The sequence below is a fragment of the Pseudomonas sp. NPDC089743 genome (assembly GCF_044748785.1).
GTDB classification, from domain to species: Bacteria; Pseudomonadota; Gammaproteobacteria; order Pseudomonadales; family Pseudomonadaceae; genus Aquipseudomonas; species Aquipseudomonas putida_X.
On record NZ_JBIVGS010000002.1, the window covers coordinates 630,001 to 651,125 of the forward strand.

Consider the following 21,125-nt stretch of genomic DNA (forward strand, 5'->3'; position numbering starts at 1 on the left):
GTAACAGTTTGTTGCTAGCAGGGTGTTGCCAACGCTGAACTACCGATCAGTAGTAGGCGTTTTCCTTCTGGGTGTGGTCAGTCACATCCCGCACGCCCTTGAGCTCTGGAATACGTTCGAGCAGGGTCCGCTCGATGCCGTCCTTGAGGGTTACGTCAGCCTGACCGCAGCCTTGGCAACCACCACCGAACTGCAGCACTGCAATGCCGTCGTCGACCACATCCACCAGGCTGACCTGGCCACCGTGGCTGGCCAGGCCCGGGTTGATCTCGGTCTGCAGGTAATAGTTGATACGCTCGTTGATCGGGCTGTCTTCGTTGACCATTGGCACTTTGGCGTTCGGCGCCTTGATGGTCAGCTGGCCGCCCATGCGGTCGGTGGCATAGTCGACCAGCGCGTCTTCCAGGAACGGCACGCTGACGGCATCCAGGTAGGCCGTGAAGCTCTTCAGGCCCACGGCGGTGTCGTCAGGCTTTTCTTCGCCTGGCTTGCAGTAGGCAATGCAGGTTTCGGCGTACTGGGTGCCCGGCTGGGTGATGAATACGCGGATGCCGATGCCAGGCGTGTTCTGCTTGGAAAGCAGATCGGCCAGGTAATCATGGGCGGCGTCGGTAATGGTTATAGCGCTCATGTAAGTTCCTCACAGACTTGCGGCCAAGTGTACGCCAACCTGGCCTTCGAACAAAGTCCTAGCATTTGACTCGGGAAAGAGCAAATGCCGGCGTTTGCTCCCGCGGCGCCGCCAGCCACGCCTGCATCCGCCGGTAAAGGCCCCGCTCCAGCCACTGGTAGCTGAACCACGACATTAGTCCAATGGACGGCACGCACAGGGCAAAGACCAGGTAGGGATTGAGGTGCAGGCGCTGGCTGGCGAACCAGCCCGCGTACAGTACCAGCACGTGGATCAGGTACACCGAGTACGAGCAGTCGCCCAATGCCTTGAGTACCCGATTGCCCTGGAAGTACGGCTCAAGCGCTACGAATGCCAGCACGATCAGTGCGCTGGGAAGGCCCCAATGCAAAAGGCGCTGGGAGGCGTCCAGGTGGTAGATCGCATAGACGGCCACCCCCAGCAATGCCAGCGGCAACCACAGCGCTTCACGCACCAGGCCGCGGCGGTACAGCACACCGATGCCGATACCGAGCAGAAATTCATAGATGATGCCGTTGTTGTAGAAGCGGCTGAGCACGCCAACGCGGCCCAGCACTTCGCTGACCAGCAGCAGCGCAGCGGTCACCAGCAGCAATTGGTGGCGCTTGCGGACCAGGAATGCCAGGCCGAACAGAAGGTAGAAGAACATCTCGAAGTTCAGCGTCCAGCCCACGTTCAACGTCGGGTACAGGCCGTAGCCACCCGGGTTCTCTGCCGGAATGAACAGCAACGACAGCAACAGGTGATGCCAGGTGAATGCCTGGTGCGGCATCCATTGGCTGAAGGCCAGCAGCACGAGCGCCATCAGCAGGGTGTAGAACCAATAGGCAGGGACGATCCGCAACGCGCGGTTGAGCAGAAACTGACGCGGCTCCACGGGTTTGTCGCGGGTCGAAAGGTAGATCACCAGCCCGCTGATGACGAAGAAGATGTCGACACCCACGGCGCCGCGGGCAGTGAGCAATTGGCCAACGGGGCCAGTGGCATGGAAGTCGAAAAAGATCTGCATGAAATGGTGGCAGACCACCACCCAGGCGGCGAACGCCCGCAGTGCCTGAAGCGAATACAGCATGGATCACCCTGCGATTGCCTTGGTGCATTGAGGCCACGTTGGGCTGCCTGGCAGCCCCGGACCGTCCAACCTTTCCGACCGCAGGTGTGCCGGAAAGGTCAGCGCAACCGATCAGAGGTTCTCGTAGCGGTTCATGTCCAGCACCCCGGCTTCCAACGGTTGGGTTTCCTTGATATAGGCGCTCAGGTCGTGGAAGTAACGCCAGAACTGCGGGTGGCTGCGGCGCACGCCCCAGCGCATGACGATACGTTCGAACCTGGCCGAATCATCGCGCGCATATTCCATGTCTTCGACGAACTCTGGCACATCTGCCGCCGGGATGTTGAAGATGAAGTTCGGGTAACTGCTGAGCACCCCGGGGTACAGGGTCAGGGTATCGAGCCCCGGCTGGTAGCGCGCGGCCTCGCCCAGCAGGAACGCGACATTGCTGTGGGCACGGTTGCGCAGCAGGCTGTAGACCTGGCGCTGACCGCCCTGCCCTTCGATGCGCAACATCGTGGCTTCCGGTAACTGATCGATCACCTTCAGGCCCGCGGCCGGGCGAGATACCAGGCGGCTGAGCGACTGCTCGACGTTACGGAATTCTTCGTTCATCTGCGGCCGCGAACAATAGGCACCCTGGCACCGGTTGATCGGGTCAGGTGCGGCATTCAGGCTGCCGGTGCGTTGCAGCAGCTTGAGGCCGAAGTCACGCTTGGGGTCGCGCGGGTCGAGCCTGATGCCGCTTGGCGTGTCGGTGTCGATGTCTTCATAGTCGAGCCACATCTTCACCTTGCCACCGTTCTGGTACCAGTCGCTGAGAATGGCACCACGCTCATCCGCCGGCATCAGGCGCAGGAAATTGACCTCGGCACCGTTGCGGATCAAGTCGAAATACAGCCGCGTCTGCAACTGGTGCGAGACATTGCCGAAGACATCGAAATTGACCGCCAACTGGTAATAGGTACGTTCGAACAGCGGGTAGTCGAACAGCCACAGGGTCAGCGGCACATCGCCGACCAGGCCCTTGGTCACTGACGCGCTGTCGAAGTGGCGGAAGATGCTGAGCAGCGCATTGTCGTTGCCGGCCCACAGGGTCGACCAGCCAGGCGCTGGCATTTCGGCGTAGGCCTGGCGACGCAGCTTTTCATACTCGTTGCGCTTGTCACGATAGGCATGCCACAGGTTGAGCACACTGCCCACGTCGTCGATCTGGCCCGGCATGGCGAGCAACGGTGTGGCCTGGCCACGGTACGCAGCATCGGTAATGTAGCGGTCGTGCGCCGGCTCCTGGAACAGCGCCCAGAAGTTATCGCGAATCACATCGGTAGCGATCTGCCCACGGCACACCGGCCCGCGAATGAAGGTGCGGACGAAGTATTCGGCGTTATCCAGCATGAACTGGTAGCGCGCCACCGCCGGGATCGCCTCGAAGGTCTCGAACGGGTTGGCGCGGTGGCGCGGCCCATAGCCCGGCAGCGCACTGGCGTGCCAGTCACCGGCATAGAACAGCTGCTTCACGCGCTTGAGCTTTTGCGGCCCCATCGGGTAAGTGATGTGGGTCTTGTGCACGATCACGCCCTGCACTGGAATCAACCGGTAATAGAAGTCGGTACCCGGCGGATCGTTGGGGCGGCGCGTGGCAATCACGTCGACCGGCTGGCCGCTGGGCGTGCGCGAACGCACCCACTGGAAGAAGTGGCCCTGCTCGCCACCGACGAAATGGATGTGCGCCAGGAACAGGTGCTCGTACAGCCAGCGCCCCACCAAGGCCTCGGTAGAGCCTGGTCGATTGAGCAGTTCTTCCCAGTCGGCGATCTGTTTTGCCTCGGCCGCGCTGGGTTGAATGGGCTGATACTCGACCGGCGCACCTGCCGCCAGCCACGCTTGCAGGGTCTGGTATTGCTTGTCGGTCAGGCCGGTGACAGCCAATGGCATACCCTCTTTGGGGTGGGCGCCGGCGTAGGCATCGAACTCATGGGGCAATGGGCACATGTTGTTGCGCTCAAGCCCCAGGACGATGTCGTCGGGCAGCTTGGCGTTGGGGGTAAGCGGGGCCTTGTGCCCCAGCTCCAGCATGCGGGCCATCAACGCAGCCTGGCTACCCTGGCTGTCGAGCACCGAATAGAAGCCCTTCTTGCGCCACTGCTCTTCGCTGTGCGCGTCGTAGAAAAGCCGCGTGGTCGGGACTGCCTTGCTCCTTTCACCCTGGTACACCGGTACCTTGGTTGCACCGCGCACAGCCCCTTCCGGGCTCTCCAGCTTCAACTGGCAAGCAGCGTCGTTACAGGCATGGCAGGCCACGCACTTCTCGGTGAAAATCGGTTGAATATCCCGGGTGTAGGAAATTACCGCGCTCGATTGGGGGGCTTGTGCGAGCGCGACACTGCTGAGCAGCAGCGCGAGAGCGCCGACAAGAAAACGATGCACCATGTGCCGAAAGTCCTGGGTTCTAGTAAAGCCATCACGTTTTTGCCGTGTCGGGCGTGGGTGCTTCATGGCGCAACATGAACGAAATTCATGCGAATGGCCGGTGCGCCTAAAAACCGCGCAGCTTTGTTATGATTCCGCACCTTCTGATATTTGCCCGACCAGGTAGTTCCTATGTCCGACCGCAGCGCTCGTCTCCAAGCACTCCAGCACGCACTCAATGAGCGCATCCTGATCCTCGACGGCGGCATGGGTACTATGATCCAGAGTTACCGCCTCGAGGAACACGACTATCGTGGCACGCGCTTCGCCGATTGGCCAAGCGATGTTAAAGGTAACAACGACCTGCTGCTGCTCAGCCGCCCCGATGTCATCGCTGCCATCGAGAAGGCGTACCTGGACGCCGGCGCCGATATTCTGGAAACCAACACCTTCAACGCCACGCAGATTTCCCAGGCCGACTACGGCATGGAGTCGCTGGTCTACGAGCTGAACGTCGAGGGCGCGCGCATCGCCCGCCAGGTGGCGGATGCCAAGACCCTGGAAACGCCCGACAAACCGCGTTTCGTTGCCGGCGTGCTCGGCCCCACCAGCCGCACCTGCTCGATTTCCCCAGACGTCAACGACCCCGGCTACCGCAATGTCACCTTCGACGAACTGGTGGAGAACTACATCGAGGCCACCCGCGGCCTGATCGAGGGTGGCGCCGACCTGATCCTGATCGAGACCATCTTCGACACGCTCAACGCCAAGGCGGCGATCTTCGCCGTGCAGCAGGTGTTCGAAGATGACGGCATCGAACTGCCGATCATGATCTCCGGCACCATCACCGATGCCTCGGGCCGCACCCTGTCCGGCCAGACCACCGAAGCGTTCTGGAACTCGGTACGCCATGCCAAGCCGATTTCCGTTGGCCTGAACTGCGCACTGGGCGCGAAGGACCTGCGCCCTTACCTCGAAGAGCTGTCGACCAAAGCCGACACCCACGTGTCTGCCCACCCCAATGCCGGCCTGCCGAACGCCTTCGGCGAGTACGACGAAACCCCGGCCGAGATGGCTGCGGTAGTCGAGGAGTTCGCAGCCAGCGGGTTCCTCAACATCATCGGCGGTTGCTGCGGTACCACGCCCGGGCACATCCAGGCCATCGCCGAGGCCGTGGGCAAATACAAACCACGCCAGATTCCGCAGATCGCCAAGGCCTGCCGGCTGTCGGGCCTGGAGCCGTTCACCATCGATCGCCAGTCGCTGTTCGTCAACGTCGGTGAGCGCACCAACATCACCGGCTCCGCCAAGTTCGCCCGGCTGATCCGCGAAGATAATTACACCGAAGCGCTGGAAGTCGCCCTGCAGCAGGTAGAGGCCGGTGCTCAGGTGATCGACATCAACATGGACGAAGGGATGCTCGACTCCCAGGCTGCCATGGTCCGTTTCCTCAACATGATTGCAGGCGAGCCAGACATCTCTCGCGTGCCGATCATGATCGACTCGTCCAAATGGGAGGTGATCGAAGCGGGCCTCAAATGCATCCAGGGCAAAGGCATCGTCAACTCGATCTCCATGAAAGAGGGCGTCGAGCAGTTCAAGCATCACGCTCGCCTGTGCAAACGCTACGGCGCGGCCGTGGTGGTGATGGCCTTCGACGAGGTCGGCCAGGCCGACACCGCCGCCCGCAAGAAGGAAATCTGCCAGCGCAGCTACGATATCCTGGTCAATGAAGTCGGCTTCCCGCCGGAAGACATCATTTTCGACCCCAATATCTTCGCCGTCGCTACCGGCATCGAAGAGCACAACAACTATGCCGTGGATTTCATCGAGGCCTGCGCCTACATTCGTGACCACCTGCCCTATGCGTTGAGCTCGGGCGGCGTGTCCAACGTGTCGTTCTCGTTCCGCGGCAACAACCCGGTGCGCGAGGCGATCCATTCGGTGTTCCTGTTCCACGCCATCCGCAACGGCCTGACGATGGGTATCGTCAACGCTGGCCAGCTGGAGATCTATGACGAGATCCCGGCCGAGCTGCGCGAGCGGGTCGAGGACGTGGTGCTCAACCGCACGCCTGAAGGTACCGATGCGCTGCTGGCCATCGCCGATGATTACAAAGGCGGGGGTGCCACCAAGGAAGTCGAAAACGAGGCCTGGCGCTCACTGCCGGTAGGCAAGCGCCTGGAACATGCGCTGGTCAAAGGCATCACCGCACACATCGTCGAAGACACCGAGGAGTGCCGCCAGCAATGTGCGCGCCCGATCGAAGTCATCGAAGGGCCGCTGATGAGCGGCATGAACGTGGTTGGCGACCTGTTCGGTGCGGGCAAGATGTTCCTGCCCCAGGTGGTCAAGTCGGCGCGGGTGATGAAGCAGGCCGTGGCCCACCTGATCCCGTTCATCGAGGCCGAAAAAGGTGACAAGCCCGAAGCCAAGGGCAAGATTCTCATGGCGACGGTCAAGGGCGACGTGCACGACATCGGCAAGAACATCGTCGGCGTGGTCCTGGGCTGCAACGGCTATGACATCGTCGACCTCGGCGTGATGGTACCGGCAGAGAAGATCCTGCAGACCGCCCGCGACGAGAAGTGCGACATCATCGGTTTGTCCGGCCTGATCACGCCGTCACTGGACGAGATGGTTCACGTTGCCCGCGAAATGCAGCGCCAGGGCTTCGAGCTGCCGTTGATGATCGGCGGCGCCACCACGTCCAAGGCCCACACGGCGGTCAAGATCGAGCCCAAGTACAGCAACGATGCAGTGGTCTATGTGACCGACGCCTCCCGCGCAGTGGGTGTGGCCACCCAGTTGCTGTCCAAGGAGCTCAAGCCTGACTTCGTTGAAAAAACCCGCCTGGACTATGTCGACGTGCGTGAGCGCACTGCCAACCGCAGTGCCCGCACCGAGCGCCTGAGCTATGCGCAGGCAGTGGCGGCCAAGCCGAAGTACGACTGGGCCGCTTATCAGCCGGCCGCCCCTGCCTTCACAGGCGTCAAGGTGCTGGACAACATCGACCTGCGCACCCTGACCGAGTACATCGACTGGACGCCGTTCTTCATTTCCTGGGACCTGGCCGGCAAGTTCCCACGCATCCTCACCGATGAAGTGGTGGGTGAAGCGGCGACCTCGCTGTACAACGATGCCCGCGGGATGCTCGACAAACTGATCGACGAAAAGCTGATCAGCGCGCGCGCCGTGTTCGGTTTCTGGCCTGCCAACCAGGTTGCCGATGACGATATTCAGGTCTACGGCGACAATGGTCAGACCCTCGCCACGTTGCACCACCTGCGCCAGCAGACCATCAAGCCCGATGGCAAGCCGAATTTCTCCCTGGCCGACTTCGTCGCGCCAAAGGACAGCGGCGTCACCGACTACATGGGGGGCTTCATCACCACCGCCGGCATTGGTGCCGAGGAAGTGGCGAAGGCTTACCAGGACAAGGGCGACGACTACAGCTCGATCATGGTCAAGGCCCTCGCCGACCGCCTGGCCGAGGCGTGCGCCGAGTGGCTGCACGAGCAGGTGCGTAAAGAGCACTGGGGTTATGCGCGTGACGAACACCTGGACAACGAAGCACTGATCAAGGAACAGTACCGCGGCATCCGTCCTGCCCCAGGCTACCCGGCCTGCCCGGACCATACCGAAAAAGCCACGCTGTTCCGCCTGCTCGATGGCACGGCCATCGGTGAAACCGGCCCCAGCGGCGTGTTCCTTACCGAGCACTTCGCCATGTTCCCGGCCGCCGCGGTCAGCGGTTGGTACTTCGCTCACCCACAGGCGCAGTACTTTGCCGTGGGCAAGGTCGACAAAGACCAGATCGACAGCTACAGCGCACGCAAGGGCCAGGATGTCAGCGTCAGCGAGCGCTGGCTGGCACCGAACCTGGGCTACGACAACTGACCTGTGCGGGGCCGCTTTGCGGCCCCATCTTCCATCTACACTGTCCCTGATTGCCTCTTGAATTGCGGAGCCAACATGGACGATTCCAGCCAAGGCAAACCCCCTACCTTCTGGCAGATGCTGCACAGCATCCTCGCCGCCGCGCTGGGTGTGCAGAGCGGTAAAAACCGCGCGCGCGACTTCACCCATGGCAAGGCCAGCCATTTCATCGCGCTCGGCGCACTGTTCACCTTGGTGTTCATCCTGGTCCTGATCGGCCTGGTACAACTGGCGCTGCACCTGACCGCCCGCTGAAACGCAACCCGCCCGCGCAATTCCCTTGCGCGGGCGGCTCAGGTTGCATCATGGTCTGGAGCCAGGGCTATTGGTGGCTGACCCAGTACACGGCAGTGACCACCACCAGGACGATCAGGCAGAGGATCGCCCAGGCATCGACGCTGCTGTCAGCTTTGCGGGCCTTGGTTGTATTTCCCATTGCATTGCCTCTTGTAGTGGTTATGGGAATGCACTTCACAACCAGCAGTTAAGACGAGCAATGCCCTTCTCTCAAGCAGGGTTTTTCAGTAGTCGACAGGTGACGTCAGGAAGGGGTAACGGTAGGCAGGCGGGCGCCCTTCGGCGCTGAAGCGCTGAAAGTCCACACCAAAGTCGTCCTGCTCCGCCAGTTTGAGCCAGCGTTTGGCCTTGAGCGGATCGACCGACTGCAACACAGGCAGCACATGGTCGCGCTTTGCGTCCCGAGCGATATCCACACCATGGGCATCGTCATGCAGCATGACCATGGCCCAGCCGCCAAGACTGAAATGCCCACCCATCAACACCCCCAGGCGCCCATCGATGCGCGCGCGCAAGGCCTCGGGGGAACTGTTGATGGCGCTGAACACCACATCTCGTCCAGGCTTGCGCCCCGCAGCTTCGAACGCGCGCATGGCGCCGAACGCCATTTCGTCGTTGGCCGACCACACCAACTGGGTGTCCGGGTAGCGCTGCAACAACTGCTGCGCCTGTTCAAAGGCGCGCTGCCGGTCCCAGCCGCCGTAGACCACCTGCCGCAGGCGCACCTGAGGGAAGTCGGCCAGGGCGCGGCGCATGCCTTGTTCACGCAACTGCGAGGCGGGCGTGGTCTTGATCCCGGCGAACGCTACCAGGTCCACAGGCGTGTTACTGCGCGGCAGCAAGGCGACCATCTGGTGCAGCATCTGGTAGCCGGCCTGCTCGTCATTGGCCGTCAAGGTTCCCAATAAAGCGCCGTACTTTGTGGGCTGAGCTTCAATGCTGTCCGCTTGACTGGCAGTCAGCCCGTTGCTGACCATCAACAGCTTGACCCCGCTACCTTGCGCCAAGCGGATGATTTGCGGCGCAACGTATCGCTCGTTGACCAGCACCAGGTATTCCGGGCGCTGCGGTCCGTTGAGCACAGCCCGCGCCTGGTCAAGTGCGCGCTCGGCATTGCGCGCGCTGTATTGCACCTGCAGCGTCATGCCCAAGTCGTCGGCGGCCGCCTGCATGAAGCGCGAGTAGCTGGCCCAGAACGTCTCACCGGGCAGCCCCGGGTTGAGGAACACCACCGAAGCGGCCTGAGCGCTGGCTGCCAGCGGCAGGCTCAGGCACAAGCTGTAGCACAATGCCTTGAGCATGCGGTTACATCCTTACCAACAAACCCACGAGTATAAACCTGCGGCACTGAGTGACGGACAAATGCCAGTCAATCTCACTTAGTTCGTTTGGTTCTTTTCATATGCAAAAACATCACTTTAGCGCATAAACGCAACCTGATATCGTTTCCCCGCTCCGAACCGGAGTGCGCGGCCGTGCGCGCGAATAGCTGCATGCAGCCTGAGACAGGACTTTTATGTACGTATACGACGAGTACGATCAGCGGATCATCGAGGACCGCGTCAAGCAGTTCCGTGATCAGACCCGCCGCTACCTGGCCGGTGAGCTGAGCGAAGAAGAATTCCGCCCTCTGCGCCTGCAGAACGGCCTCTATATCCAGCGTTTCGCCCCGATGCTGCGCGTCGCCGTGCCCTACGGCCAGCTGAACGCCCGCCAGGTCCGCACCCTGGCCAAGATCGCCCGCGATTACGACAAGGGCTACGCCCATATCTCCACCCGCCAGAACGTGCAGTTCAACTGGCCGGCACTTGAAGATATTCCAGACATCCTTGCCGAACTGGCCACCGTGCAGATGCACGCGATCCAGACCAGCGGCAACTGCCTGCGCAACACCACCACCGACCAATTCGCCGGTGTGGCCGCAGACGAAGTCATCGACCCGCGCCCCTGGTGTGAAATCGTTCGCCAGTGGACCACCTTCCACCCAGAGTTCGCCTACCTGCCGCGCAAGTTCAAGATCGCCATCAACGGCTCCAAGGAAGACCGCGCCGCGATCGAAGTGCACGACATCGGCCTGGAACCGGTGCGCAACGCTGCCGGTGAGCTGGGCTTCCGTGTGCTGGTCGGTGGTGGCCTGGGCCGCACCCCGGTGGTCGGTTCGTTCATCAATGAATTCCTGCCGTGGCAGGACCTGATCAGCTACCTGGACGCCATCCTGCGCGTGTACAACCGTTACGGCCGCCGTGACAACAAGTACAAGGCGCGGATCAAGATTTTGGTCAAGGCCCTGACCCCAGAAGTGTTTGCCGAGAAGGTCGAGGCCGAAATGGCCCACCTGCGTGGCGGCAGCACGACCCTGACCGAAGAAGAAGTGCAGCGTGTTTCGCGCCACTTCATCGACCCGGACTACCTGGCCCTGGACAACGTCGACTACAGCGCCCAGGACGCCGAGAACCCAGGCTTCGCCCGCTGGCGCTCGCGCAACACCCGTGCCCACAAGCGCCCTGGTTACGTGGCCGTGACCCTGTCGCTCAAGCCCACCGGCGTCGCCCCGGGTGACCTCACCGACAAACAGCTGGACGCCGTGGCGGACCTGGCAGAGCGCTACAGCTTCGGCTTCCTGCGCACCTCGCACGAGCAGAACATCATTCTTGCCGACGTCGAGCAGCGTCAGCTGCATGCCCTGTGGCTGGAGCTGCGCGAAGGTGGTTTCGCCACGCCGAACATCGGCCTGCTGACCGACATCATCTGCTGCCCGGGCGGGGACTACTGCTCGCTGGCCAACGCCAAGTCGATCCCGATCGCTGAATCCATCCAGCGCCGCTTCGACGACCTGGACTACCTGTTCGACATCGGCGAGATCGACCTGAATATCTCCGGTTGCATGAACGCCTGCGGCCACCACCACGTCGGGCACATCGGTATCCTTGGCGTGGACAAGAAGGGCGAGGAGTTCTACCAGGTGTCCCTGGGTGGCAACGCCGCACGTGACGCGAGCCTGGGCAAGATCCTCGGCCCGTCCTTCGCCCAGGATGACATGGCCGACGTGATCGAGAAGCTGATCGCCGTGTACGTTGAACAACGTACCGAGGAAGAGCGTTTCATCGACACCTACCAGCGTATCGGCATCGACCCCTTCAAGGAACGCGTCTATGCAGCGAATCATTAAGAACAACCAGATCGTCGACGAAACCTGGCACCTGCTGCCCAAGGAAACCACGATCGACGAGCTGACCAACTGCGACGACTACATCGTCCCCCTGCAACTGTGGCGTGACCATGCCCACCTGCTCAAGGCCCGCGACGGTGGCCTGGGCGTGTGGCTGGACAGCGATGAACAAGCGGAAGAGATCGGCGACGACGTGCAGCACTTTCAGGTCATCGCCCTGAACTTCCCGGCCTTCACCGACGGGCGCAACTATTCCAATGCGCGCCTGTTGCGTGACCGCTACCAGTTCAAGGGCGAGCTGCGCGCCATAGGCGACGTGCTCCGTGACCAACTGTTCTACATGGCCCGCTGCGGTTTCGATGCCTTCGCCATCCGTGCCGACAAGAACCCGGAAGATGCCCTGCAGGGGCTGAAGGACTTCTCGGTGACCTACCAGGCCGCCACCGACGAGCCGCTGCCGCTGTTCCGCCGCCGTTGATCGTCACTCGGCATGGCCACCGCAGGGTGGCCGTGCCTGCCTGCCCCAGCAAAGGTGTTTACCGCACCTGATTCACGAGCCAGCCGATGATTCGTGATTTCAGCGCAAAAGACCTTGGCATTGCCCCGTCTTAATCAACGCCTGCAAAACCTCCACACTGCTCCCCATTCGAACGACTTGGGCACCCGGGCACCTAAGCTCTGGCTCAACCCCAATCACTCAGCAGGAGCAGCCCCATGAGCATTCCATCCTTCGGCCTTGGCACCTACCGCCTCACCGGCCAGGCCGTCATCGATTCGGTCAAGTCAGCCCTGGCGCTGGGCTATCGGGCCATCGACACAGCGCAGATCTACAAGAACGAAGCCGACGTCGGCCAGGCCATTGCCGAAAGCGGCGTAGCGCGCAGCGAGCTGTTCATCACCACCAAGATCTGGGTCGACAACTATGCTGCAGACCGGCTGGTCCCCAGCTTGCGCGAAAGCCTGGCCAAACTGCGCACCGACTACGTCGACCTGCTGCTGATCCACTGGCCAGCCCCAGGGAATGGCATCGAACTGGCCGAGTACATGAGCGCCTTGGCCGACGCCAAGAAACTCGGCCTGACCCGTCAGATCGGCGTGTCCAACTTCAACATCGAACTCACCCGCCAAGCCATCGACGTGGTCGGCCAAGGTGAAATCGCCACCAACCAGGTCGAGCTCAGCCCCTACCTGCAAAACGCCAAGCTGGCTGCCTACCTCAAGGACCAGGGCATCACCGTCACCTCGTACATGACCCTGGCCTACGGCAAAGTGCTCAAGGACCCAGTGCTGGCCGAGATCGCCAGCAAGCACAAGGCCACCGTCGCCCAGGTGGCCCTGGCCTGGGCCATGCAGCTGGGTTACGCAGTGATCCCCTCCTCCACCAAGCGCGAGAACCTGGCCAGCAACCTGCTCGCCTGCAGCCTGAAACTGGATGCCGAGGACATGGCGCGCATTGCCTCGCTCGAGCGCAATGGCCGTGAAGTCAGCCCGGATAGCCTGGCGCCCGCCTGGGACTGATGAACCCTGCAGGTCGGCACCGGCCCGTTCCCGGCCGGTGCGACTGCTCATTGACCTTTCAATCGGAGCTCCTGATGAGCACGCTTTCCCCAAAACGGGTTCTGTTTGCCCTGGCGATCGGCGCCTTCGGCATCGGCACTACCGAATTCACCCCGATGGGCCTGCTGCCGGTGATCGCCCAAGGCGTCGAAGTCAGTATCCCCAGCGCGGGCATGCTGATCACCGCCTATGCCATCGGCGTAATGGTCGGCGCACCGATCATGACCCTGCTGTTCAGCCGCTTTGGCAAACGCGCCGCACTGATGGCGCTGATGGCCATCTTCACCCTCGGCAACCTGCTCTCGGCACTCTCGCCGGACTACTACACCCTGCTCGCGTCGCGGCTGGTCACCAGCCTCAACCATGGTGCTTTCTTCGGCCTGGGCGCGGTCGTGGCCGCCAGCGTGGTGCCCAAGGACAAACAGGCCAGTGCCGTGGCGACCATGTTCATGGGCCTGACCATCGCCAATATCGGCGGTGTGCCTGCGGCGACCTGGGTCGGCCAGCAAGTCGGCTGGCGCATGGCCTTTGCCGGTACTGCAGTGCTCGGCCTGCTGGCGATGGCCGCCCTGTGGTACGCGCTGCCCAAAGGTGAGCGTGGCAGCGTGCCCCACGTGCGCAAAGAGCTGGCGGTCATCGCCCGCCCCAGCGTGCTGCTGGCGATGGCGACCACGGTGCTTGGCGCCGGCGCCATGTTCACCCTGTACACCTACGTAGCACCGGTACTGGCGGCGCTGACGGGCGCTTCAGACAGCTTCATCACGCTGGGCCTGGTGCTGATCGGTGTCGGCTTCACCTTGGGTAACAGCCTGGGTGGGCGCCTGGCCGACTGGTCACTGGATGGCGCTGCGCGCATTTTCCTCGCCACCCTGGCGCTGATCATGTTGCTGATGCCGCTGGTACTGGGCAGCCACATCGGCGCCGCCATCGCACTGCTGGTCTGGGGCGTGTTCACCTTCGCCGTGGTGCCGCCCTTGCAGATGCGCGTCATGACTGCCGCCATAGAGGCACCAGGGCTGGCATCATCGATAAACGTCGGCGCCTTCAACCTTGGCAATGCCGTTGGCGCGGCCTTGGGTGGTGCGGTGATCAGCCTGGACCTGGGTTATGCAGCAGTGCCCATGGCGGGCGGCGTGCTGGCGGCGGTGGCCCTGGTACTGGTCTGGCTGGGCGGGCGCGGCAAGGCTGCAGACAAGGCCCTGGGCGCTGCGATTTAGCGCACTGGCGGGGCCCTGCATTGTTCCACCGGGCGCAATTATGAAGTGCCCGTCGCAGCCATTCCCCACCCTGCAGCGGGGGCAGTACTCTCCTCTACGCCAACCACCGCCAAGGAGTTACCCATGTCCCGCCCTCCGTTGCCGCCGTTTACCCGCGAAAGCGCCATCGAAAAGGTCCGCCTGGCCGAGGATGGCTGGAACAGCCGTGACGCCGCCAAGGTATCGTTGGCCTACACCCCCGATACCGTGTGGCGTAACCGCGTCGAGTTCCCCCGCGGGCGTGCCGAGGTTCAGGCCCTTCTGACCCGCAAGTGGAACCATGAACTGGAGTACCGGCTGATCAAGGAGCTGTGGGCATTCACCGACAACCGCATTGCGGTGCGCTATGCCTACGAGTACCGCGACGACAGCGGCCAGTGGTTCCGCGCCTATGGCAACGAAAACTGGGAGTTCGCCGCCGATGGCCTGATGCACAACCGCCATTCGAGCATCAACGAGCAGCCCATTGCCGAAGCGGACCGCAAGTTCCACTGGCCCCTGGGGCGCCGCCCGGACGACCATCCGGGGCTCAGCGAACTAGGGCTCTGACCACCCGGCCGGGAGCCTGACTGCGGCCGCAAGGCCAGACAGAACACGCAGGCCCCGGCCAAATCGCGCAGGCTTTTGCGTGCAGCCTTGATATGTAACATTCAGTTTCATATTGCCCACGGAGAGTGGCCACACCACATACCCCTCCGAGGCCTCTGCCGTGCTGCAACGTCTGTTCTGCTCCCTGTCCATGCTCACACTCGCAATCTCCGCCGCCCATGCCGCCGATGCGCTCGATACGCCGCGCCTGGCTGGCATTGACAACTTCCGCGACATCGCCGGCACCACATCGGCGTACGGCACAAGTCATGATGGGGTGATGCGCAGCGGCGTGTTCTATCGCACCAATGCCCTGACCCCCACTGCCGCTGACCTTGCCGTGCTCAACGGCCTTGGCATCAGCGATGTATACGACTTGCGCACCCCAAGCGAAATCGCCGCCACGCCCGACACCCTGCCCGCCGGCGCCAGCTACACCAACATCGACATCATCGGCAGCACCACCTCGGGCGCGGACATCACCAACATGTCGTTCACCAGCGCTGCCCAGGCACGCGCCATGATGCAAGAGACCAACCGCGCCTTCGTCAGCGATGCCGGCATGCGTGGGCAATTCTCGGTGCTGTTCAACGAGCTGGCCAGTGCCGACGGCGCCGCCTTGTTCCACTGTACCGCGGGCAAGGACCGTACAGGCTGGACCGCCGCCGTGCTGCTGAGCATCGCAGGCGTAGACGACGCGACGATCATGGACAACTACCTCGCCACCAACGACTACACCGCCGCCCGCGTGGCGGCCACACTGGCAGCCATGCCGGCCAGCATGGCCGAAATCTACGCCCCGCTGCTGGGCGTCGAGGCCAGCTACCTGCAGGCCGGCCTGGATGAGGTGACTGCCGCATACGGCAGCATGGACAACTACCTCAAGCAAGGCCTGGGGCTTACCCAGGAAACGATCTATGTGCTGCGCGGCAAAATGGTGCGCTATGGCACGTTACCCGGTGAAGCTGGCATGCTCGGTAACGCCGCGGCGGGCGCGCAACTGCTGCGCCAACTGCAGGACACGTCGCTGTCAGGCACCTACAGCGCCTACAACTATTACCTGCAATCGGCCATCGATGCCGGCACGCTGGGCGGCGTGGAGTCCACCGTGGGTGGGCAGGTGCATGCCGATGCGGCCAGCTACCTGCTGCGCCTGGGCGCCCTGATCGACCGCGCCGCCGCGCCCTTCGCCGACGGTACCGACCTGAAGGTTGGCCAGTCGCGCCTGTGGAGCAGCGCCTTGGCCGGTTACCTGGGCACCGACGGCTCCTCCAGTGTCGCCAGCAGCAACGAACACAGCCAAGGCCTGATGATCGGCATGACCCAACGTTTCTCCGAGCAGCTCAGCGGCCACGCAGGTTTCGGCTACAGCAGCGGTAACGTTGGCGGCGCAGGTGGCGAGGTTGATACGGACCTGACTTTCCTGAGCCTGGGCGCCCGCTTCGCGCCGGGCGGCCTGGAACAGGGCCTGTTCATCGACACCGATGCCAGCGCCGGCTACCTCGACTATTCCAGCAAGCGCGACCTCACAGGCGGCCTGGGCACGGCCAAAGGCGACAGCCACGGTACCCTGGCCGGTGCCAGCCTGGCCGTGGGCTATCGCCTGAACACCAACCACGTGGTGCTGGAGCCGAGCCTGGGTGTACGCATCAGTCACGTGGACGTGGCCGGGTTTAGCGAAAAAGGCAGCGAATTGGCGCTAGAGGTGGACGACTTGCAGCAGACCCGCCGTAGCGCGATGGCCAGACTCGAGGCGTCCTTCATGCCGTTCAGCATGGGCCGTTGGCAGTGGGTGCCCGGCGTGCAAGTGGGCTATGAGCATGCGCTGGGCGACCACGAGGTCGAAAGCGAGGGCCACTTGCTGGGGCTGGATATCGAGCAGCGCGCCGCCTTCGACAATCGTGACCAGTTCAACGCTGGCGTGAGCCTGATGGCCAACCTTGGCGCGCTGAGTATTGGCGCCGATCTAGCGGCGTTGGGCGGCGGTGACAGCCATGGGGCCAGTGGCAGCCTGAAAGCCAGCTACGCGTTCTGACAGTTGCCGGGGCTGCCGCGTGGCCCCCACGGCTGCACACCCCGATTCTCGAGGGTGTGCCTACTGGCCAAGATGCCGGCCCCTTCAATGGCGGTCATGTCGAACAGCTACTGCCAAAAATGCCAGTTTCTGTTCTCGCTTGCTGCGATTACGCTTTGCTGCGCAACGTTCCCATTCCCACAAGGACAGTGCCCATGGAAAAGCGAGCAATCATCACGCTGGTAGTCGGCTTGGCCAGTGCAACGCCTCACGCACCAGCAGCTGAACTGCCAGGACGCATCGCGGCCATCGAACATCACACGGCGGCGTGTTTCGCCCCTGGAACCCCCGTCAACTGTGAAGTGTCGGCAGTGGTTGAAAGCAATGGAAAACTGCTCTTGGCCAACGACAAACGCTTGCCCGCCCCAGGCGGGCCAGCCCTGTTCACCCTTGACATCGAGCAGGGCAAAATCAGTGGTGAGCCTACCGTGCTGCCTGGGAAGGCATTAAGAGAAGCCGATAAATACGAGGCACTGACCAAGACGCTGGATGGCCGCTACATGATCGCCAGCACCGCCTTCAACAAAGCCGGCACCGACGAAGATCCGAGCAGCGACATTCTCAACACGATCCTGTACTGGCCCGTGGACGACCCTGAGGCGGCAAAGCCCCTGTCGCCCACATCGCGCAGCGGGGTCACAAGCTCGATTTCACTGCGCGAACAGATCGAGAAGGCGATTGGCGCGTCTTACTATCAAATCGAAGCAATCACCATGGCGCCGAGCGAGCCGGCGAAGGCAAAGACGGCAGACGGCCAACTGATCATCGGCATTCGCAGGCACGGAAACGACAAAACTGACGCGCATTTCGGCTTCACACTCATCTCAGCGCATGTGAAGTTCAAAGAGGGAACCTTGGCGCTTGTGGAAGCGTTCAAATCCGTCCAGAACTTCAACGTCCAAGCCCAGGGCCACACAGTCGGGCTGTCCGGCATCGAGTATGACCGGTTCAACAAAGACAGGCTTTATGCGGTTACCAGCTACGAGGAAAAATCCGTGGATGCTGCTAACAAGCCAATTACCAAGATAGGCGGGTTTCTATGGGTCGTACCGTTTGCAGCGGGTAAGCCTGGCACGCCGCAACTGGTGACCCGCGAAGACGGCTCCACACTGAGGTTCAGCAACAAGCCAGAAGGTGTCGAGGTGCTGGATGCACACCAGATAATCGTCGTTCACGACGATGACCGGGTTGAGGTGCAAACCTCCGAGGCGGGCATCGAACGGGGCGCCAATGAGTTCGCCTACAGCAAGATCAGGTTCCCCTGAGCGCATCCATTGCAAGCAGCGCGTGATCTGATTCGCAGCACGGCCCACTGCCGCAGGTCATGGGTCATGCCTGCGCCTGACCTGTGCCGGAGGCAAACCAAACGCCGCTTTGAAATACTGGGCAAACCGCCCCGCATTGGTGAAGCCGAAGCGTAACGCCACCTGCTCCACCGACGTACCCTGCTCGCTTGCCAGCACCTGACGCGCCTGCTCCAGCCGCACCTGCCGCTGATACCCGACTATCGAAGTGCCCGCAAACCGTCGAAAGCCCTCCTGTAACGCCCGCACGCTGACATTGGCCAAGCTAGCCAACTCGCTGCTACTGCTCAGGCTCGCGGGATGTTCACGGATATAGGCCATGGCCAGTTTCACATGGCGCGGCGCTGGCAATGGAGCCGGCCTGTGCAGCGCTTCGCGGTAATTGTGCGGCCAGGCTTGCAGCAGTGCGTCGACCAGCATTTCCTGCAACCGCAGCGGCATCAGCAGGCCGGTATTGATCAATTGATCGAACTCAGTCCCCGTGGCCAGTTCGAGCAAGGCACGGATGCCCTGGAAGCCTGGCGCGGCAAGGTCCACTACCGGCGCGAAACGTATCGGGGCCGCCAAGGGCCGCTCCAGCAGTGCCGACAGCCGCTCGGCAAATACGCCCCGGCGAATCGACATGCCACACTGGGCATGATCATCGGCGATGCGGACCGAGCGTATCTCGAGCTTGTCGACAGCGAGCCCGACCTGCGCGCCGCCGATTGACTCGTCGCGATGGTCGAAGATGATCTTGCCTGCAGTAGGCAGTACAAAGGTGATTTCGTCCTGCGGGCTGGGCAGGACGATGCGAAAGTCACCCTGGTAATGCAGGCGCCTTACGCTCATGCCCTCGAAGCGGCCATACACCCCGCCGATGGAAATACCCTCGCCCAGTGGCGGTACGTCGGCATACAGGTTGCCATAGAGCTGCGTGAACAAGGCGCCGAAATCATCGCTGTGCATGTCGGCGCAACGGAGCAGGAAGGGCTTGCGAGGCGTGGCGGGGTGCACCTGATGGCTTTCCTTTTGCCGCGGGACGGGACCGGCACGCTAGCAGGCATTCGTGACACAGGCATGACACCCGAAGCCCCGGCAATCCGCAGAATCCGGACTATGCTTGAACCAGCCCGGTAGCAGGAGCAACCCAGCCAGCAGCTATGGACGATTGCATCGGTGTCGGCGCTTTTCATTCATGTGCACGGGCGAGCCACAGCCCGACTTGTCCACTGGCCACTGCACCCTGCACATCTCTACCCACTCGAAAAACATTGACCCAGAGCGGTGCAGCGAGTGTCCAACACTGATAGAACGATAGCGGCGCGCAATTGCAAGAGGGGGGCAACGGCCTATGAACTTAACAAGGCTCAATCGCATTAACTCCAATCGGCCGCCGCAAACGATATTAATTATCATTACTAAAACTACAATCTGTTACCACGCACAAGAAACATAATTGACAAAACCAGGCCGAATCCCCGAATTTCAAGGCTTTCAGCCAGTTACGAGCATGTTTTGTTCTTAATCCTACGAATAAATTTGCGACAGAAATTTTACTTGCAACAGGTTTACCCATAAAATCAGCGCGATTGATTCAGCTGCGACATTTGGTCACTGCACCTGCGACACCACGTCGCCGCTCTACTTATTTCAGACTGCAGAGCTGGGTCTCTGTATAAGGATTTCTAGCATGTCCGATTCGGCAGGACTCATCGCCCACAACTGGGGCTTTGCCATCTTCCTCCTGGGTGTCGTCGGCCTGTGCGCCTTCATGCTCGGCCTGTCCAGCCTGCTCGGTAGCAAGGCCTGGGGCCGCGCCAAGAACGAACCCTTCGAATCCGGCATGCTGCCCGTGGGCAGCGCCCGCCTGCGTCTTTCCGCCAAATTCTATCTGGTCGCGATGCTGTTCGTGATCTTCGATATCGAAGCCCTCTTCCTCTTTGCATGGTCTGTGTCCGTCCGCGAAAGCGGCTGGACCGGATTCGTCGAAGCGCTCGTTTTCATAGCAATTCTGTTGGCAGGTCTTGTCTACCTTTGGCGCGTCGGGGCACTTGATTGGGCTCCCGAAGGTCGCCGCAAGCGGCAAGCGAAGCTGAAACAATGAGGCTTTGGCAATGCAATACAATCTCACCAGAATCGATCCGGATGCGCCCAATGAGCAGTACCCGGTCGGCGAGCGGGAAACCGTTACCGACCAACTGCTAGAGGACCAGGTCCACAAGAACATCTACATGGGGAAACTCGAAGATGTGCTGCGTGGCGCGGTCAACTGGGGTCGCAAGAACTCCCTCTGGCCGTACAACTTCGGCCTGTCCTGCTGCTACGTGGAAATGACCACGGCCTTCACGGCGCCCCACGACATCGCCCGCTTCGGCGCCGAAGTCATCCGGGCCTCGCCGCGTCAGGCCGACTTCATGGTCATCGCCGGTACCTGCTTCATCAAGATGGCGCCGATCATCCAGCGCCTGTATGAGCAGATGCTCGAACCCAAATGGGTCATTTCCATGGGGTCGTGCGCCAACTCCGGTGGCATGTACGACATCTACTCGGTCGTTCAGGGGGTCGACAAGTTCCTCCCCGTGGACGTCTACGTGCCTGGCTGCCCGCCACGCCCTGAGGCTTTCCTGCAAGGCTTGATGCTGTTGCAGGAGTCGATCGGCCAAGAACGACGCCCGCTTTCCTGGGTTGTTGGTGATCAAGGTATTTACCGTGCCGAGATGCCAGCCCAGAAAGACCTGCGTCGTGAGCAGCGCATTGCAGTAACCAACCTGCGCAGCCCCGACGAAGTCTGATCCAGCGACCTGCCGCCCGCTCCCCCTGGAGCCGGCGGCCTGGCTTCATTCT

At 62.0% G+C, this 21,125-nt stretch carries 16 protein-coding genes; 11 read left to right on the forward strand and 5 right to left on the reverse strand.

The window, feature by feature from the left end; genetic code table 11:
- Window positions 1-46: 46 nt before the first annotated feature.
- The 3 genes from nfuA to ACIPZC_RS06450 form a co-directional block, all read right to left on the reverse strand.
- Window positions 47-631, reverse strand: a complete 585-nt coding sequence (gene nfuA, locus ACIPZC_RS06440; protein ID WP_012313787.1) for a Fe-S biogenesis protein NfuA — start codon at window positions 629-631, stop codon at window positions 47-49.
- A 58-nt stretch (window positions 632-689) separates the two neighbouring features.
- Window positions 690-1,724: an acyltransferase gene (locus ACIPZC_RS06445; RefSeq protein ID WP_349974481.1), complete on the reverse strand. Its 1,035-nt coding sequence runs from the start codon at window positions 1,722-1,724 to the stop codon at window positions 690-692.
- Between the two features lie 111 nt (window positions 1,725-1,835).
- Window positions 1,836-4,136: a fatty acid cis/trans isomerase gene (locus tag ACIPZC_RS06450; protein ID WP_400625674.1), complete on the reverse strand. Its 2,301-nt coding sequence runs from the start codon at window positions 4,134-4,136 to the stop codon at window positions 1,836-1,838.
- Between the two features lie 171 nt (window positions 4,137-4,307).
- Here ACIPZC_RS06450 and metH point away from each other — a divergent pair, with 171 nt between their 5' ends.
- Both metH and ACIPZC_RS06460 read left to right on the forward strand, forming a co-directional pair.
- Window positions 4,308-8,015: a methionine synthase gene (gene metH / locus ACIPZC_RS06455; RefSeq protein ID WP_400625676.1), complete on the forward strand. Its 3,708-nt coding sequence runs from the start codon at window positions 4,308-4,310 to the stop codon at window positions 8,013-8,015.
- A 75-nt stretch (window positions 8,016-8,090) separates the two neighbouring features.
- Window positions 8,091-8,309, forward strand: a complete 219-nt coding sequence (locus tag ACIPZC_RS06460) for a DUF2970 domain-containing protein (RefSeq protein ID WP_241803351.1) — start codon at window positions 8,091-8,093, stop codon at window positions 8,307-8,309.
- Between the two features lie 266 nt (window positions 8,310-8,575).
- Here ACIPZC_RS06460 and ACIPZC_RS06465 read toward each other — a convergent pair whose 3' ends face one another.
- A complete protein-coding gene (locus ACIPZC_RS06465) occupies window positions 8,576-9,652 on the reverse strand; it encodes an ABC transporter substrate-binding protein (RefSeq protein WP_400625678.1) in 1,077 nt (358 codons plus the stop codon).
- Between the two features lie 215 nt (window positions 9,653-9,867).
- On the opposite strand from ACIPZC_RS06465, the gene ACIPZC_RS06470 reads away from it, so the two are divergent.
- The 7 genes from ACIPZC_RS06470 to ACIPZC_RS06500 all read left to right on the forward strand — a co-directional run bounded on the left by ACIPZC_RS06470 (window position 9,868) and on the right by ACIPZC_RS06500 (window position 18,260).
- Window positions 9,868-11,520 (forward strand): nitrite/sulfite reductase, encoded by a 1,653-nt coding sequence (locus tag ACIPZC_RS06470; RefSeq protein WP_241803349.1) that lies wholly within the window; start codon window positions 9,868-9,870, stop codon window positions 11,518-11,520.
- Window positions 11,504-11,998: a DUF934 domain-containing protein gene (locus ACIPZC_RS06475; RefSeq protein WP_400625681.1), complete on the forward strand. Its 495-nt coding sequence runs from the start codon at window positions 11,504-11,506 to the stop codon at window positions 11,996-11,998. Before ACIPZC_RS06470 ends, ACIPZC_RS06475 begins: the two co-directional genes overlap by 17 nt.
- A gap of 236 nt (window positions 11,999-12,234) precedes the next feature.
- Window positions 12,235-13,038 (forward strand): 2,5-didehydrogluconate reductase DkgB, encoded by an 804-nt coding sequence (gene dkgB, locus ACIPZC_RS06480; RefSeq protein WP_349974485.1) that lies wholly within the window; start codon window positions 12,235-12,237, stop codon window positions 13,036-13,038.
- A gap of 74 nt (window positions 13,039-13,112) precedes the next feature.
- Window positions 13,113-14,294, forward strand: a complete 1,182-nt coding sequence (locus ACIPZC_RS06485) for an MFS transporter (protein ID WP_400625683.1) — start codon at window positions 13,113-13,115, stop codon at window positions 14,292-14,294.
- A gap of 123 nt (window positions 14,295-14,417) precedes the next feature.
- Window positions 14,418-14,882 (forward strand): DUF1348 family protein, encoded by a 465-nt coding sequence (locus ACIPZC_RS06490; RefSeq protein ID WP_267822672.1) that lies wholly within the window; start codon window positions 14,418-14,420, stop codon window positions 14,880-14,882.
- A 160-nt stretch (window positions 14,883-15,042) separates the two neighbouring features.
- The gene (locus ACIPZC_RS06495; protein ID WP_400625685.1) at window positions 15,043-16,956 is read left to right on the forward strand and encodes a tyrosine-protein phosphatase; all 1,914 of its coding nucleotides are present in this window, start codon (window positions 15,043-15,045) and stop codon (window positions 16,954-16,956) included.
- A gap of 194 nt (window positions 16,957-17,150) precedes the next feature.
- Window positions 17,151-18,260, forward strand: coding sequence for a hypothetical protein (locus ACIPZC_RS06500; protein ID WP_400625687.1), 1,110 nt, complete (start codon window positions 17,151-17,153; stop codon window positions 18,258-18,260).
- Between the two features lie 57 nt (window positions 18,261-18,317).
- On the opposite strand, the gene ACIPZC_RS06505 is transcribed toward ACIPZC_RS06500, so the two are convergent.
- Window positions 18,318-19,295 (reverse strand): AraC family transcriptional regulator, encoded by a 978-nt coding sequence (locus tag ACIPZC_RS06505; protein ID WP_400625689.1) that lies wholly within the window; start codon window positions 19,293-19,295, stop codon window positions 18,318-18,320.
- A 676-nt stretch (window positions 19,296-19,971) separates the two neighbouring features.
- Between ACIPZC_RS06505 and ACIPZC_RS06510 the strand changes: the two genes are divergently transcribed.
- Entirely contained in the window at window positions 19,972-20,385 is a 414-nt protein-coding gene (locus ACIPZC_RS06510; RefSeq protein WP_003251427.1) for an NADH-quinone oxidoreductase subunit A, read from the forward strand.
- A 10-nt stretch (window positions 20,386-20,395) separates the two neighbouring features.
- The gene (locus ACIPZC_RS06515) at window positions 20,396-21,073 is read left to right on the forward strand and encodes an NADH-quinone oxidoreductase subunit B family protein (RefSeq protein ID WP_012313769.1); all 678 of its coding nucleotides are present in this window, start codon (window positions 20,396-20,398) and stop codon (window positions 21,071-21,073) included.
- The last annotated feature ends 52 nt before the right edge of the window (window positions 21,074-21,125 follow it).